Genomic DNA, 14,269 nt, shown 5'->3' on the forward strand with positions numbered 1-14,269 from the left:
AGCTGGGGTTGGACTGCTTCAGTATCGCAACAAGACGGGGGGGCGCAGGAGGTTTTGCGGGTTGCCGCGTTGATTCGGGACGCGATGGCTGGACATGAGTGTCGATTGATTTTGAATGATCGGGCAGATCTTGCGTTGCTTGCTGGATGGGACGGAGTTCATGTAGGGCAGGAGGATCTGTCGCCTCAGGATGCACGCCGGGTTGTGGGGGCGCAGCGTTGGGTCGGAATTTCGACGCACACGGAGGAGCAAGTTCGAGAGGCGGAGCTGAGTTCTGCGGATTATGTTGCCGTGGGGCCGGTGTTTGCTACAGGGACGAAGCTGAATGCGGAGCCGGTGATTGGGTTGGCGGGTGTGAGTCTGGCGCGGACGCTGACGAAGAAGCCGATTGTTGCGATTGGTGGAGTTACGCGAGCAAATGCGCGAAGTGTGATCGATGCCGGGGCAGATTCGGTTGCGGTGATCAGTGCTTTGATTGCTGAGGGGAGTCGGTTGAGAAAGTGGCGAGAGACTTTCTCGATGTTTTGCGGTAGAACAGACGAACGTGAATCTTGTGAAAAAATGAACTTGACACTCCTGTGCTGACGGCTGAAGGCGAGGGAACGTCGTCGTCGGCTCCTCAGTTTGTGCAGGGGATGGGATTGTTTTCGGCGACCGCTATTGTGATGGGCTCGATGATCGGGTCGGGAATCTTCATTGTGTCGGCAGATATGTCGCGCGGGCTGGGATCGCCGGCGTTGCTGATTTTGGCCTGGCTGGTGACCGCGGCGATGACCATTATCGGCGCTCTAAGCTACGGGGAACTGGCGGCGATGATGCCGAAGGCCGGTGGACAGTACGTTTATCTGCGTGAGGCGCTTGGGCCGCTGTGGGGCTTTCTTTACGGGTGGACTCTTTTCCTCGTGATTCAGACGGGGACGATTGCCGCCGTGGGCGTCGCGTTCGGGAAGTTTCTCGGAGTCTTCTTTCCAAGTGTGAGTGCGCAGAACTGGATCTGGCATATCGGACATGTTCCACCGTGGCATTTGGGACCGATGGTGCTGGGCAACATGGACATTGGGTTAAATACGGCGAACCTGTCGGCAATTGTGGTAATCACGCTGCTGACGCTGCTGAATACGTTTGGTGTAAAGATGGGCGCAGCGGTGCAGAATGTCTTCACGTCTGCAAAGGTGCTGGCGTTGGCGGCGGTGGTGCTGGTCGGTGTGCTCGCGAAGAATTCGGTTGCGGTGACCGCGAACTTTGGTGCGGGGTGGCATAATTTTTGGGCAGGGGCCGGATGGCACACGTTGCATGCGGTGCAGGTCGGTGTGGGTGGCCCGACGGCTTATGTTGGACTGCTGACGATGGTGGCGGTGGTGCAGGTGGGGTCTCTGTTTAGCTCGGACGCCTGGAACAACGTTACCTTCACGGCGGGAGAGATCAGGAATCCAAAGCGGAATCTGCCGTTATCGCTGGCGATTGGCACGGGTGTTGTGCTGCTGCTGTATGTGCTGTGCAACTTCGTTTATCTGAGTGTGCTGCCGTTGGCGGGCGATGCGGCGGCGACGACGATTGTGGGCCGGGGGATTCAGTTTGCATCGGAAGACAGAGTTGCTACCGCGGTGATGGAGGAGGCGTTTGCTGGCTACGGCGCGAAGCTGATGGCGGCTGCGATTCTGATCTCGACCTTCGGGTGTGTGAACGGGATGCTTTTGGCGGGCGCGCGGGTGTACTACGCGATGAGCCGGGATGGGCTGTTTTTCAAATCGGTTGGCAGGCTGAGCGAGAGGTCGAAGACGCCTGTGAACTCGCTGTGGGTGCAGTGGGCGTGGACCTGCCTGTTGTGCCTCTCTGGCAGCTATGGGCAGCTTCTGGATTATGTGATCTTTGCTGTGCTGGTGTTCTATGTGATGACGATTGCGGGTCTGTTTGTACTGCGGCGGACACGGCCGGATGCGGTGCGGCCGTACAAGGCGTTTGGGTATCCGGTGCTGCCGGCGCTCTATATCGTGATGGCGCTTTGGATTTGTGCAGTACTATTGCGTTACAAACCTCAATATACCTGGCCAGGACTTGTGCTCGTTCTGCTGGGGATACCTGTTTATCTGGTATGGACTCGGATGCCACGGTCTCAGCCGGTTGAGATGACGGCAAACGAAGGGTAGCGAAAGTTTCAGGAAAGTAGAGAACTCGAATCAATGGCGAAGTTGCTGGCAACCAAACCTCTCTCGCGTCTGATGCATGAGGCGCAGGATGAGGGCGAAAGCGGACTGAAACGTACCTTGGGCCCACTGAACCTGATCACGCTTGGAATCGGAGCGATCATTGGCGCGGGCATCTTTGTTCTGACCGGGCAGGCAGCTGCGAAACATGCCGGGCCGGCGGTGATGCTTAGCTTCATTGTGGCCGGTATCACTTGCGCGTTTGCAGGTCTCTGCTATGCAGAGTTTGCTTCGCTGATTCCCATCGCAGGTTCGGCGTATACGTATGGATACGCTACGCTGGGCGAGTTTGTGGCCTGGATCATTGGCTGGGACCTGGTGCTTGAGTACGCGTTCGGCGCGGCGACGGTGGCTTCGGGCTGGAGCGGATACTTTGTGGGGCTGCTGCAGGACTTCCATATTCATATTCCTCCGCAACTGACGACTACTCCGGGAAATGTTCTGTACCTGTACCACGATCGCTGGCAGACTCTGATGGCACTTCCTGCAGGAATCGACGCTTCGGCGCTGCCGCATGTCACCGGCGTGTTCAACCTGGTAGCGTTTCTGGTGATCACGGTGATTACGACGATCCTGATCGTCGGGATTCAGGAGTCGGCGAATCTGAACACCGCGATTGTGATCGTGAAGCTGGGTGTTGTCGGAGTCTTTCTGGTGTTGGGGATTGGGTACATCCTGAAGCATCCTGCGCAGGCTCATGCGAACTGGACTCCTTTCATACCGCCAAGCGAGGGGCCGGGGGCCTTTGGGATCGGGGGTATTACGGCTGGTGCTGCTTCGATCTTCTTTGCGTATATCGGCTTCGATGCGGTGTCGACGGCGGCGCAGGAGGCGAAGAATCCGAAGCGTGATATGCCGATCGGCATCCTGGGGTCGCTGGTGTTCTGTACTCTGCTCTACATCGTAGTGTCGGGTGTGCTGACCGGGTTGGTGAACTACAGGGCGTTGAATGTTGGCGATCCGGTGGCCGTCGGCATCGATGTGACCGGCGTCCGGTGGGGCAGCATTCTGGTGAAGATTGGTGCTGTGTTTGGTCTGTCTACGGTGATGCTGGTGATGCTGCTGGGTCAGTCGCGGGTGTTCTATTCGATGTCGCGGGACGGCCTGTTGTGGAAGTGGGCCGGGGTGATCCATCCCAAGTTCCGTACGCCGTGGATCTCGAACATCGTGGTGGGCGCGATCGTCGCGTTTATGCCCGCGCTGCTGCCGATCAGCCGGCTGAGCGAGCTGGTGAACATGGGAACGCTGCTGGCGTTTGCAATTGTCTGCGCTGGAGTCTGGATTCTGCGCAGGCGTAATCCGACTCTGCATCGACCGTTCAAGACACCGCTGGTTCCGCTGGTGCCGTTCCTGGGCATTGTCAGTGCGCTTTACCTGGTGTGGACTCTGCCGACGCTGACCAAAGTGGTGGTGCTGGGTTGGCTCGCATTTGGGCTGGTGATCTACTTTACGTACAGCGTGAAACATAGCAAGGTGCAGAAGGCGCTGCGGGATGAGGTCAAGTAGGGAATTGGGGGGCCCCCTCCCCCATTACCCATCTTAAGTTATTTGTAATCATGTATTTGCGATTTTAGCTCTCTGTAAATTATTCTAAAAAAATGGGTTACGGCCAAATATGTCTAAATAAAAGAGTTAGAGTGTTAAATGGAAAAGCCCCGGTTGTGGCCGGGGCTTTCTTATGCACTGTAGTTAGTATAGCGGTTTGGGTGAAACTGATACGTCAGCCGCATGTTGTTGTGGGGACTGAGGTTGCCTGATTTGGGGGCTTGACACAGATTTTCCCTGGCAAACTTGTCTGCTAATTTCTCATGGGGCCTCTAGGGCTGGCCGAGGCAGTTGGGGAGTTGGGTGCGGTGGTGGGCGCCGATTGAGGCAGGATCGGAAGGGTTACGGTGTTCGCGGCCGTGGGGTCGTCGCGCAGGCGGAGAAAGAAGCCGGTCTTTGCAGGGCGGGGGAGCGTGAGAGCGGTACCGACAAAGCCTTCCGGGACAGTGGTGGGAGAGGTAAACTCGGGGTCGGTGGCGATGGCGTCTACGAGATAGAGGCTGGAACCGGTGACGGTGCAGGGTTGGGTGGTGTCCGCGGGACAGTGAAGGTCTTTGAAGGTTGGGAGGCGGACGAGAGTGACGAGCGGGAGCCAGTCGCCTGTGGTTCCGTCCAGGGAGACGGGGCGAAGGCGGAGTGGGCCAAAAGCGGAGGAGCCAAAGTCCTTGAGGGGATCCAGGGTGGCGAGGATGGTGTGCGGATTTTGCAGTACCAGGTTGCCGGAGGAGACACTCAGGGTGGTGTGCAGACTTTCGTCGGCGTTCGCTATCTCGATCTTGCCGGAGCGGGGAAAGGGCACAACTGACTTGAGGGAGAAGGTGAGTTGCTCGTCGGCCGGCAGATCGTCCTGGTCGGCCAGGTGGATGGGCGTCGTGCTCGATTGGCCGATGTTCTTGCTGATGAGAGTAACGGAGGGCCGTGGTGGCGAGACCGTGACGGGAAGGGTGAGGGTGCGACCGTCTTTGAGGGACAAGCTGGCGGTAAGGTGTTCGCCGACGCGAAGCTTGGGTGCCTGGCTGTTAGGGGGCAGGGTAAGACGGAGTTGAGTGTCGGAGTTAGGAGGTGCTGGAGTTGGGGTCGCGGTGTCCTGATTGGAAGGCGTGCTTGGCGGAGCGGGGGTAAACGTGAGGTCGTTGATGGTTAGCTGCTTGACCTGATCGAGACTGGAACCGGTAAGGTCTGCCGTGGTGTCCCCGGCGTGGAACTCGAGCGAGGCTAGACGGGCGGGTTCTGAGTAAGTCTTTGCGGCGACTGTGCTCGCCTTCGAGTCGCCAAACTGCTTGATGGCGAGGTGAAGGGCACCGGGGTCGATGGATTTGAGTGGGATGGTTACGTCGACCGCGGCAGGTTTGCCCGCTGGCTTCCACTTGGTTTCGACCAATTTACCGGCGCTGGTGTCGAGGGAGATGGTGTCGACACATGCGGTGCCGGTGGAACTGAGCATGAGATGGTTTTCGCGGCCTGTGATCAAGACGTCATCGTCGGGGAGCTTCCAATCTTTTCCCGGGGTGTCCTGAAGCTGAAGGGTGGGGCCTTTGAAGGCGTCGAAGCCCCAAAAGCCGGTGATGGTGCCGGTGACGGTGTTCGTGTTTTGATGCGCTGCGGGTACAGAGGCAGCTACCGCCGGTTGGGATTCAGGAGTTGAGTTGGAATTAACGTTTTGTCCAGGGTCGGAGTTTGCGTCTGGGTTCGATTCGAGGGACAGGGGCTTCCGCGCGGGGGCGTGGGAGAGGACGAGGCCGCCTTCAAATGCGTCCGGCTTGACCGGAATATCGGTGCCGCCGTTGGGCCCATCGATATGAAGGACGAGATCGTGTGCCAGCGTGGTCGCGTAGACAAGAGGCGCGCCGTCTACAGGAAGAATGACAGCGGGTTTGAGCAGGCAGGAGACGCTGTCAGGACTGGAGGCGCGGAGGGGTGGGGGGACCGAAGCCTGAATTGCAGGAAGGCCGATGACGATGACGGATTTGGGGTTGTTGAAGGAGGGTGGGGTGTTGAGGCGAAGGTTGAGAGCATCGCCATCAGGAAAGGCAATTGCGGGAATGTACTGATATTTGGCGGTGTGAAGGGTGCTGGTGATGCGGATGAGGTCCACGATGGCCCCGACGTAGGGGCTGTAGTTCCCGCCGCCTGCAAGCCTGGTGTAGCTCGCCTGGTTGATGAGGTCGGCACTGGTTCCCTCGTTCAGCGCGTCGGCGATGGTCTGGCCATGGCCATCATCGAGGAGACTTTGGTTTCCGGCTTGAGTGAGACAGGCGGCCTGCATGTCGACGGGGCGTTTGAAGCAGTCTCCGTTGGGCTTGAGATTGAGGGTGCGGGAGAGAAGATCAGAGTGTTCGGCGAGACCTTTGGAGTCTTCGGGCGGCACACGGCGGATCGCGGCGAGATAGGTTTCAATGCGGGCCTGCTCGAAGCCGGCCTCGATGAGGTCTTGAGACGCGCGGACGAAGATGCCAGGGCGACCGCGGACGGCGGAGCGCAGGGTGCTGAAGTCGCCACCGGTTTCGGGCGCAAGGAAGAGGATTACCTGCTGGGCCTCGGCGGGGACGGTAATGGTGACGCCCTCTTCGCGGACTTTTTATTCCAGGTCTGGATTTCAAAAACCAGTTGTCTGGCGGAGGATTTGTGGTTCCGCGCAGAAAGGCGGCGACCAGGAGGTAGTGAACCGATTGCGTTGGAGGCAGGTCTGCGCGGAGCCAGACCTTGTCGCCAGGCTGCAGGTTGGGAACCTGGGCGATGGGCAGAACTTTGCCGGAACGGGTGACGTGAACGTCTACCTTTGGCCCAGCCAGGTCGAAGCGCGCTGGGTCCGCGTGAAGCAGAGGACCGGCCAGAAGAGTGGCAGCGAGAGCTCCAAGGAAGCGCGAACGACGAAACGCTTTTGCCATCATTCCATTTTAGACGGGGAATGAGCTGGGTGCGGATGTCAGCGTGCGGGTTTGAATATTTGTCGCAACTGATGCTGCAGTTAGTTACGGATGCGCGTCGAGAGATGGTCGCCGGCGATGACGCCGTCGCGGATGGTGACGATGCGATGGGCGTATTCGGCGATGTCGGGCTCGTGGGTGACAAGGATGATGGTGTTGCCTTTGGCGTGGAGGTCGTCGAAGAGGGCCATGATCTCGTCACCGGTTTTGGAGTCGAGGTTGCCGGTGGGTTCGTCGGCGAGGATGATGGAGGGTTTGTTGACCAAAGCACGGGCGATGGCGACGCGCTGACGCTGACCGCCGGAGAGTTCGTTGGGCTTGTGCATCATGCGAGTGCCAAGGCCGACCGACTCGAGGACACTCTTTGCTCGCTCGGTGCGTGCAGCGGCTGGTGTGCCGTTGTAGATGAGAGGCAGCTCGACGTTGTGGAGCGAGGTGGCGCGGGCGAGCAGGTTGAAGGTCTGGAAGACGAAACCGATCTCTTTGTTGCGAATTCGGGCGAGTTCGTCGTCGTTGAGCTCGGAGACGTCATGGCCGTTGAGCCAGTATCGGCCCTGGGACGGTGAGTCGAGACAACCGATGAGATTCATCAGGGTTGACTTGCCGGAGCCGGAGGGGCCCATGATGGCAACGTACTCATTGTGGCGGATGCGGAGGTTGACGCCGCGGAGGGCGTGCACCTGCTGGTCGCCCATCTCGTAGGTCTTCCAGAGATTGTCGGTGACGATGACGTCTCCGGGGTGGGTCCGGAGGCGTTGCTGGTGCTTAGGTTGGATTCGACTGCAGTTTCGATGGCCATCCGGTTCTCCGTGCTCCTACGTTTTTCAGGATAGTACGTTTGGTGTGGTGGGATGGTTCCGCGGTATTGACTGAGTCACTCCGAGAACAACGATTTTAAGGCTTTTCTCCAGTATTTCAGGTTTTTTCTTATGATTTCTCGGAGTCGCCAGGCGCTTCAACGCTGTTGTCTACTTTGACGGAAGTTCCACTCTTTAGGGTTCGCAGGATTCGATAGCGTCCCGTGACGATTTCATCACCGTCTTTCAAACCGCTGAGGACCTCGATATCCGTGGCTCCTGTGACCCCGATGGTGATTGGAACGAAGACCGCACGACGTTTTTTGTGGTCTGTCTGGAGCACGTAGACTCCCTGGACCGGCTGAGGTTTGCGATCAGGAGCGCTGGAGGTGGAAGCGGAGACTACGCTGGATTTGCCTGCGTTGGCTGCGAGCGCTTTTTCGGTGGCAGGATCACGCTGCACAAGTGCCTGAATGGGGATGATGAGCGCGTTCGGCTTGTGGGCGGTGGTGATCTTTGCTGTAGCGGAGAGGCCTGGACGAAGATCGTCGGATGCCTGGTCGAGGGTGACGACGACCTTGAAGTCCTTGGCTTCCTCGGTACCTGTTGTGCTCTGTGTGGTCGAGAGGCCGGTGGTTCGGAGCAGCGCCTGATCGCCGACCTCGGTGACGTGGCCTTTGAAGACGCGACCGGGCAGCGCGTCGACCGAGACATCGGCGGGCTGATTCAGGGAGACGTTGACGATGTCTGTTTCGTCGACCTTGACCTCGGCTGTGATGACGGACATGTCGGCGAGGGTCATGATGGTGGATCCGCCAGCGTTCTGAATCCCAACGACGACGGTTTCGCCCTCTCGCACGGGAACGTTGGTAACGAGGCCGTCGAAGGGAGCGCGGCTGATGGTTTTGTCGAGGGCGTCGAAGTTCGCACGCTGACTGGCGACTGCCTGATTCATGTGGCCGCGTTGCGATTCAGTCTGCGCGGTAGCTTGCGCAAGGGCTGCCTGTCTTTGGGCGAGGGTGGCGGAAGCCATGTCGTATGCGGCTTTCTTAGCGTCGAAGTCCTGTTTTGCGATCAGTTTTTCGTTGTACAAGGACTCGGCGCGGCCGAAGTCGAGTTTCTTCTGCTCGAGATCGGCTTTTCCCTGGGCGATGTTTGCTTCGGCGGTCTTTTCCGCGGCGATGTAGCTGGTGATGTCGGTACGGGAGGAGGCGATGGTCGCTTGCTGGGCTGCGACGGTGGCCTGGGGCTGAACACTTTCGACCGTGGCGAGGGTCGCACCCGCCTTCACGTGATCGCCTTCTTTGACATAGAGGTGGGTGATGCGCCCGAAGGCGGTGGCGCCGACGTTGACGTAAGTCTTCGGCTTGATCTGGCCGGTGCCGTTGACGATGGAGACCAGATCCTGATGCACGGCCTTGCCGGTGGAGACCTTGGTGACGCTGGCCTGCCCATGAAGGACGGTGCCGACGACGATGCCTGCAAGAACCAGGACCGCAACTACGATCAAGAGGATTTTCTTTGTGCTCATTGCCGCTTTCTATCGCACCTCCGCGGCAGCGCAGAGGCGGTTGGGAGTCGGTGCTTGCTAAAGATAGTACGGAAGCACAAGAAATAGCGTTCCGTAAACCTTCCAAAACCTGAGTGAGATCACTTTACGAGAAATTGTGCAAAAGCCTGCAACTATCCTGTAGACGAGACTTATGGGCTTGCACGGGAACACGAGGATGATATCAGGGGCGGTCTGGAGTCTCCTCTTGTAACGAAGATGTAACCGCTCTACAATGTTGGTTGGTAAGTTGGTTGGTAACAGGAGTGCACCCCTTTTTTATGACGACCTCACGGCGCTTGGTATCCAGCACGGCCCTATTTTTGTTGATTCTGATGGGGGGCATGTTTTGTCTGCCCAGGAAACACCTAGCGATCCCGCACAGACTGACGGCGTGACGAAAGGACCGGTAACGGTAGAAAAGCCGGATCCTTTGAAGCGTCCTCTGAGCGATAAAGAGAAGCGTGACCAGCAGAAGGCGCTGAAGGCCGAGTTGAAGGGTGTTTACAAGAAGTGGGTGGATGAGGACGTTCGCTGGATCATCACCGACCAGGAGTTGCAGGCCTTCAAGAGTTTGAGCAACGACGAGGAGCGCGACCAGTTTATTGAGAACTTCTGGTTACGACGCAATCCGAATCCTGACTCGCCGGAGAACGAGTTTCGCGAGGAACACTACGCGCGCATCGCTTATTCGAACGACCACTTTGCCGCCGGCAAGCCTGGCTGGAGAACTGATCGCGGTCATATTTACATTGCTTATGGGAAGCCCGATAATATCGACTCGCATCCGAGCGGCGGAAGCTACGAGCGCCCTATGGAAGAAGGCGGCGGAAATACCTCTACATTTCCTTTCGAGATTTGGCACTACCGTTATCTGGCGGGTATCGGGGACAATATCGATATCGAATTTGTCGATACCTGCATGTGCGGCGACTATCACATGACGATTGATCGCTCCGAGAAAGATGCTCTGAAGCACACCCCAGGTGCTGGCGCGACACTTTATGAGCAGACCGGACAGTCGAAACAGGCAGACCGATTTTCAGGTGGTGGTTTGGAGCAGCTTGGTGCAGGACCATTATCCTCTCAAAACCAGAGCAAGCAGTTCGACCGATTGGATCGATTCGCAAAGCTAATGGCTCCTCCGGAGATCAAGTTCAAGGACCTGGAGTCGTTTATGACGACTTCGAAGATTTTGACTGGGCCGCCATTTCTATTTGATGTACGGACTGACTACGTGAAAGTTACCAACGATACGATTCTGGTTCCTGTAACGTTGCAGATCAAAAACGGCGACATTACGTTCACAAATAAAGACGGCGTCGCGATGGGCACGGTGAACATCCTGGGACGCGTCTCGAATCTGAATCACAAGGCAATACAGACCTTCGAAGATACGGTCAGTGTTCAGGTGCCGAGCGAATTGCTTGCGCGCAAACGAGCCGATCAGTCGGTCTATTGGAAGTCGCTGCCGCTGCGTCCTGGGTTGTACAAGATCGATATTGTGATCAAGGACGTTAACAATCCAGACCATATCGGCAGGTGGCAACGCAGTTTGAACGTGCCAGCCTACGACGATGACCGGCTTGCTTCGTCTTCCCTGATTCTGGCTTCTTCCATGGAGAGAGTGCCGTCGAAGGATATTGGCGCTGGGAACTTCATTATTGGCGACACACACATTACTCCCCGCGTTCCTACTGGAATTGGGGTGCCGGTTACGTTTCATCGAGCGCAGAATCTGAACTTCTGGATGCAGGTCTATAACCTGGGGATCGATGAGAAGAGTAAGCAGAATGGTGCGACGATCGAGTATCAGATTTTGGATGTGGCGACGAATAAGTCCATTCTTGAGACGCAGGAGTTGACGTCAAAGACCAACCCCAACGCGGATCAGGTTACGATTGAAAAGAGTTTGCCGCTGGCGAGTCTTCAGCCCGGTAAGTATAAGGTCAACATCAAAGTAAACGATGGAATAACGAAGCAGCAGATCGCAGAATCTGCGCCGTTCAACGTAGATTAGACAGGTGCGGCTTTAGAACGGGAACATGGTTATACAGACGCCAATTCGTAATAACCGGTTACATCGCACTCTGTAACGCCGCCCCTAACTTTTCTGGGTGCGGGATGATTTGGACAGCCATTCGACGCGCAGGACGGTTTTACTGTGCAACGACCCCAGGTGAAGATCGCGCTTCTGTCGCTGATGCTGCTGTCTGCAGCCGTCGGCGTCGCTGTGGGCCAAAGTGCGGCCGTCTCGGGGGTGGTTCGCGACGCGCAGGGTGTGGCGCAGCTGGGTGCTCTGGTTCAAGTCATAGCGGCGGATTCTGCTATGGCCGGGACTGCGTTTACAGATCTGCATGGACGCTATTTCATTGCGCATCTGCTTCCCGGCCAATATGAGGTACGCGCGAGTGCGGCGCTGTTTGTTCCGGCAATGCGGGGCAACTTGCAGCTTCAGTCCGGAGCTCAGGCGGTCGTCAATCTAACTCTAAGTACTCTCTTCGAATCGACTGCGTGGCTTCCGGCAGAGCGTCGTAAGGCGGACGAACCGGGTGACGATTGGAAGTGGACTTTGCGATCGGTGGCTAATCGTCCGATCCTTCGGCTGACTGAAGATGGGGACGTGATCATGGTCTCATCCAGCGCTCGAGAGACGCCTAAGCGTGCTGAAAGGGTGCGCGCCGAGGTTACAGCCGGCGATGGCGGCTTCGGGAGTAGCGGAATTCACAATGTTTTTGCGTTCGACCGAGTACTCGATGACGGCGCTGGTTTGACACTGCATGCGGATATCGGGACCCAACCGGGGGCGCCGTCTGTTGGGCAATCCACTGAAGTTGCGACCGGATATGGAATGCAGCTTGGGATGGGGGCGCGGCACGGACGGTGTTGAGTTATCAGGTGCATCCGGAGGTGCTGGGGCCGGGCGGCTCGTCTGGGCTGGAAGTGATGCAGCTGGCCAGCGGGCAGAAGATGCAGTTTGGGGACCTGATCGACGTGGAGGCTGGAGGTACAGTATACGTTGTCCGGACCTCTGGTTATGCCTCCGGATCGCGACCGTTCTTGAAGGTTACGGCGCACCCGATCGAGAACTGGAACTTCGGCTACCGAATGGCTACGTCGCAGGATCTGCAGTCGTTTGCTGGGCTCGATACGGTGAAGCGCGAGCTACCTGTTGCTGCGATCTACCAGGGAAAGATCCAGACCGAGAGTGGACTGCATCAGGAGTTTACGGTTGGTCGGAAGACTGGCCGCGGAATGGTCCAGGTTGCGTATTACAGTGATTCCCTGAATAGGGTGGCGGTTTCTGGTGGCGGTGCGTTGACAGCGGCTGATATTGCGCAGACTGGACAGAATGGCGCCAGTGGGATCATCGCCGATTCGACGACGGGGAACTTCAGATTTTTGAGTGCTGGCTACAACGTCAGGGGCCTGAATGTAATGATGACCGAACCGCTGACCACGAATCTTTGGGTTGCGGTGGCGTACGGCACCGGTGCGGCGCTTGGCGCAAAAGATGGGGCTGCGGTCGGTCTGCCCGGAACTGGATCTGATCTGGCGCCGGTGAACGCTCGGACTGCGACGGTCGCTTTGAGGGGCCGGGTGCTCCGCAGTGGAACAGCGGTTCGAGCGGCATATCGCTGGCAGCCGACACGATTGGTGACTGCGGTTGATCCCTATGCTCCGTTCAGCGATCAGGCATACCTCAGCTGCTATCTGCGGCAGACATTACGGTTGGGAAGTCTGTTACCGCCTGGGCTTGAGGCTACCGTTGACGTCACAAATCTTCTAGCACAAGGGTATCGACCATTCTTGTCGGCGGATGGGCAAACTCTGTTCCTTGCACAATCACCTCGGACGATTCAGGCTGGCCTTGCGTTCACGTTCTAGCCCGCTTCGTGTCCCCATCTGGATGCGGCGAGCCACATCCAGTGGGTTGCCAGCCATTTGAGTCTGTTGGGTGACTCCGGTGCTGTTTTGGCCTGCGGTCGAGAAGTGCGCTGGTGAGACGACGGATGACGGGCGAGTGCTTCTTCATTTTTCAGTTTCCCGTTCGTATTTATTGATCCAGTTGACCTCCCATGTCTTTCCGCCGTCGCCTGAAAACGCTTGTTCGGATTGTGCTGTGTCAGGGGTGATCTTCCAGATGGAAAATCGTACAACTACGGATCTGCCGTTGATCAACTCGTAGTCATAAAAGTTGCCACGCCCATTTTTGAATTCGCTAACGCCGGGAATACCCAGCGTGCCAACGGTAGGGGTTGCGAAGTCCAAGTTCCACTCGTTTGTAGTTGGGTTGAACCAACGAAGGGACAAGAGTTCGATGTGACCGGCTGAACCATCCGCCTTGTACTCCGCCAGATTGGCGCGGCCATCCCAGACTTTCTTGACGACCGTAGCACCGTCCATGTCGACCCACGTCGTCGATCCCGTCAGGGGATGGAGAAGACGGGAAGAATGCGTCTTCCAGGTGCCGAAATCGAAGTCGAAGTCGTGTTGGCCGTCCTCTGCGGCGGTTGAGATTTTTTCATTTTTGTTCGCAGCGGGGTCGAGAACGTCCGGGGCCGCCGATTGTGTTTCCTGTGTCAGGTCGGCAATGAAAGCAGGCACCCAGGTCGCACCACCATCGTTCGAGTACGACTCTTCGAAGCGATGGGAACCAGGCTTGATGTTAGACCACACCCCTCGATCCAGGATTGATTTGTCGTGAAAGGTGTCTAGAGAAAAGAGTTCGCCACGTCCGTCTTTGAACGAACCGATCAACGGCGCAGTCAGGACGCCCATCTTGCTATCGATGAACGACTGGCTCCATTGATGGGACTGAGGGTTATAAAGAAACAGAGTGAGCCCTTCCCAATGCCCATTCGGGCCGTCGGCCTCGATCTCCTCCAATTGAGCACGACCATCCCAAACCTTCCTTACTGTGACCGTTCCATTAAGTTCGATCGACTTGGACGAGCCTGAGAATGGGTCAAGGACTCGCCTGATATGGGTGTGCCATACGCCAATGTTGAAGTCGAAGTCGTGTTGTCCGTCTCGTACCGAAGCGGGCTGTGGCGCGGCGTCTGACACTCCCTGGGCTGTTAGGGGAGACGCCAGATCCGGACGCCAGCCAAATCCACACATCAGAAGACAGAGGACAACAATGCGAAGCTTGATGCTCCGCTGGTTTATGGGCCGCCGATGTTTCGCCATCCCGAATATCCTGGTCTGGCGGGGAAGAGAATGAATGATTGGTGTTCCGTTCTC

Annotated in this window: 10 protein-coding genes and 1 pseudogene; 7 read left to right on the forward strand and 4 right to left on the reverse strand. The window is 57.4% G+C overall.

Annotation, left to right across the window (positions count from 1 at the left end; genetic code table 11):
• The first annotated feature begins 54 nt into the window (after positions 1–54).
• Genes RBB80_RS18715 through RBB80_RS18725 form a run of 3 tightly spaced genes read left to right on the forward strand, consistent with a single transcriptional unit; the run spans position 55 to position 3,710 of the window.
• Positions 55–585 (forward strand): thiamine phosphate synthase, encoded by a 531-nt coding sequence (locus tag RBB80_RS18715; RefSeq protein WP_433963977.1) that lies wholly within the window; start codon positions 55–57, stop codon positions 583–585.
• A 50-nt stretch (positions 586–635) separates the two neighbouring features.
• Complete coding sequence (locus RBB80_RS18720; protein WP_433969747.1) at positions 636–2,147, forward strand: APC family permease; 1,512 nt, start codon at positions 636–638, stop codon at positions 2,145–2,147.
• Positions 2,148–2,180: 33 nt separating this feature from the next.
• Positions 2,181–3,710, forward strand: a complete 1,530-nt coding sequence (locus RBB80_RS18725; RefSeq protein WP_433963978.1) for an amino acid permease — start codon at positions 2,181–2,183, stop codon at positions 3,708–3,710.
• Between the two features lie 292 nt (positions 3,711–4,002).
• On the opposite strand, the gene RBB80_RS18730 is transcribed toward RBB80_RS18725, so the two are convergent.
• On the reverse strand, positions 4,003–6,117 hold the full coding sequence (locus tag RBB80_RS18730; protein WP_433963979.1) for a hypothetical protein: 2,115 nt from the start codon (positions 6,115–6,117) through the stop codon (positions 4,003–4,005).
• Between RBB80_RS18730 and RBB80_RS18735 the strand changes: the two genes are divergently transcribed.
• Positions 6,082–6,513, forward strand: a complete 432-nt coding sequence (locus tag RBB80_RS18735; protein WP_433963980.1) for a hypothetical protein — start codon at positions 6,082–6,084, stop codon at positions 6,511–6,513. The two genes, RBB80_RS18730 and RBB80_RS18735, sit on opposite strands and share 36 nt — an antisense overlap.
• A 204-nt stretch (positions 6,514–6,717) precedes the next feature.
• Here RBB80_RS18735 and RBB80_RS18740 read toward each other — a convergent pair.
• Positions 6,718–7,475 (reverse strand): annotated as a pseudogene (locus tag RBB80_RS18740) (ABC transporter ATP-binding protein).
• Between the two features lie 128 nt (positions 7,476–7,603).
• Entirely contained in the window at positions 7,604–9,004 is a 1,401-nt protein-coding gene (locus tag RBB80_RS18745; RefSeq protein ID WP_433963981.1) for an efflux RND transporter periplasmic adaptor subunit, read from the reverse strand.
• Between the two features lie 412 nt (positions 9,005–9,416).
• Here RBB80_RS18745 and RBB80_RS18750 point away from each other — a divergent pair, with 412 nt between their 5' ends.
• The 3 genes from RBB80_RS18750 to RBB80_RS18760 all read left to right on the forward strand — a co-directional run bounded on the left by RBB80_RS18750 (position 9,417) and on the right by RBB80_RS18760 (position 12,910).
• A complete protein-coding gene (locus tag RBB80_RS18750; RefSeq protein ID WP_433963982.1) occupies positions 9,417–11,042 on the forward strand; it encodes a GWxTD domain-containing protein in 1,626 nt (541 codons plus the stop codon).
• Positions 11,043–11,186: 144 nt separating this feature from the next.
• A complete protein-coding gene (locus tag RBB80_RS18755; protein ID WP_433963983.1) occupies positions 11,187–11,912 on the forward strand; it encodes a carboxypeptidase-like regulatory domain-containing protein in 726 nt (241 codons plus the stop codon).
• Positions 11,909–12,910 (forward strand): hypothetical protein, encoded by a 1,002-nt coding sequence (locus tag RBB80_RS18760; protein WP_433963984.1) that lies wholly within the window; start codon positions 11,909–11,911, stop codon positions 12,908–12,910. Before RBB80_RS18755 ends, RBB80_RS18760 begins: the two co-directional genes overlap by 4 nt.
• Positions 12,911–13,054: 144 nt before the next feature.
• Here the strand turns inward: RBB80_RS18760 and RBB80_RS18765 are convergent, their stop codons facing one another.
• Entirely contained in the window at positions 13,055–14,215 is a 1,161-nt protein-coding gene (locus tag RBB80_RS18765) for a hypothetical protein (protein ID WP_433963985.1), read from the reverse strand.
• Positions 14,216–14,269: the final 54 nt, after the last annotated feature.

Origin of the sequence: Tunturiibacter gelidiferens, from assembly GCF_051013345.1 — a bacterium.
In the GTDB taxonomy this organism is placed as follows: domain Bacteria; phylum Acidobacteriota; class Terriglobia; order Terriglobales; family Acidobacteriaceae; genus Edaphobacter; species Edaphobacter gelidiferens_A.

Excerpts from the sequence above, each read along its gene's own strand:
- RBB80_RS18720 (WP_433969747.1), top strand. The coding sequence starts at position 636 with ATGGGATTGTTTTCGGCGACCGCTATTGTGATGGGCTCGATGATCGGG.
- RBB80_RS18725 (WP_433963978.1), top strand. The coding sequence starts at position 2,181 with ATGGCGAAGTTGCTGGCAACCAAACCTCTCTCGCGTCTGATGCATGAG.
- RBB80_RS18745 (WP_433963981.1), bottom strand. The coding sequence starts at position 9,004 with ATGAGCACAAAGAAAATCCTCTTGATCGTAGTTGCGGTCCTGGTTCTT.
- RBB80_RS18765 (WP_433963985.1), bottom strand. The coding sequence starts at position 14,215 with ATGGCGAAACATCGGCGGCCCATAAACCAGCGGAGCATCAAGCTTCGC.